Raw genomic sequence first — 1,059 nt, 5'->3', positions numbered from 1 at the left:
TAATTTTGGTTTCTGTTTCGTCTTTAATTTCGCTTTTTCAATTGCTGTTTTTACAGTTCTTTTCACATCTTCAGCTTTCATGGAGCTACACAATTCCCAATGAATAATATATCGACTGTAATCGTCTAAAATTGTGCTCAAATAATACCATCCCCATCCTATAATTTTAAAATAAGTAAAATCAGTCTGCCACATTTGATGAACAAAATTCGTTTTATCTTTAAATTCGTTTGCGGCTGAAATTAAAATATGATTAGGTGATGGAATTAAATCTCTCTGCTTCAATATTCGATAAACACTCGATTCTGAAATATAAATTCCTAATTCATCGGTCATTTTAAAAGCCAATTCTCTAGCAGATAATTCAGGATAATCCAACGCTAATTCTACAATTAAATCCTTCTGAGAATCAGGTATACTATTCCATTTTCGATGGGTTGAATAATTTTTTGATTCTAAACCTTCAAATCCATTTTCTAAATAATTTGAGTACCATTTATAGAAGGTACTCCGTGCAATTCCGAACTCCTCTAAAGTACGTTTAACTCCAATTTCAGAGCGAGTTACAATCTGTATAATTTCGTGTTTTTCACTTGCTGATAATCGCATATATTTCTTGAATTTTGTTTTTAATCCAACGAGTTCAAGGTTTTTTTTACGATATCATAACGTACAACCAAATCAGCTACAATCTCTTTTAAACGCTGGTTTTCTTTACGTAATTCACTTACATCGTCACTTGTAGCTTCTCGAGTAATATCTCCAGACAATCGCTTTTTTCCAGCTTCTAGAAATTCTTTATTCCACTTATAAAATTGAGATTGACTAATACTATATTTTCTACAAAGTTCAGCTATCGAAGTTTCTGCTCGTAAAGCTTCCATTACAATTAAAATCTTTTGTTCCGCTGTAAATATTCGTCTTGTATTTTGACGAATATCTTTTACATATTTCTCTGGAGTTGGTTTTTTGGATGTTGCCATAATTAAAGTTAATGATTTTTAAAACACTACCTTAAATTTTAGGTCTTAGATGTCCACTTTTTGCTGACGATTTACA

Annotated in this window: 2 protein-coding genes; both read right to left on the bottom strand. The window is 31.1% G+C overall.

Annotated elements, in window-relative coordinates; all coding sequences use genetic code 11:
- A partial coding sequence (locus IF125_RS14180) for a DDE-type integrase/transposase/recombinase (protein ID WP_225542927.1) occupies positions 1 to 609 on the bottom strand: 609 nt, incomplete at its 3' end.
- Between the two features lie 20 nt (positions 610 to 629).
- The gene (locus tag IF125_RS14175; RefSeq protein WP_225540762.1) at positions 630 to 983 is read right to left on the bottom strand and encodes a transposase; all 354 of its coding nucleotides are present in this window, start codon (positions 981 to 983) and stop codon (positions 630 to 632) included.
- Between the last annotated feature and the right edge of the window lie 76 nt (positions 984 to 1,059).

The sequence above is a fragment of the Empedobacter stercoris genome (assembly GCF_020281205.1).
GTDB lineage: Bacteria > Bacteroidota > Bacteroidia > Flavobacteriales > Weeksellaceae > Empedobacter > Empedobacter stercoris.
The sequence above is the reverse complement of the archived record's forward strand: the minus strand, read 5'-3'. Positions and strand labels throughout refer to the sequence as shown.

Coding starts and splice junctions, on each gene's coding strand:
- IF125_RS14175 (WP_225540762.1), bottom strand. CDS start 983: ATGGCAACATCCAAAAAACCAACTCCAGAGAAATATGTAAAAGATATT.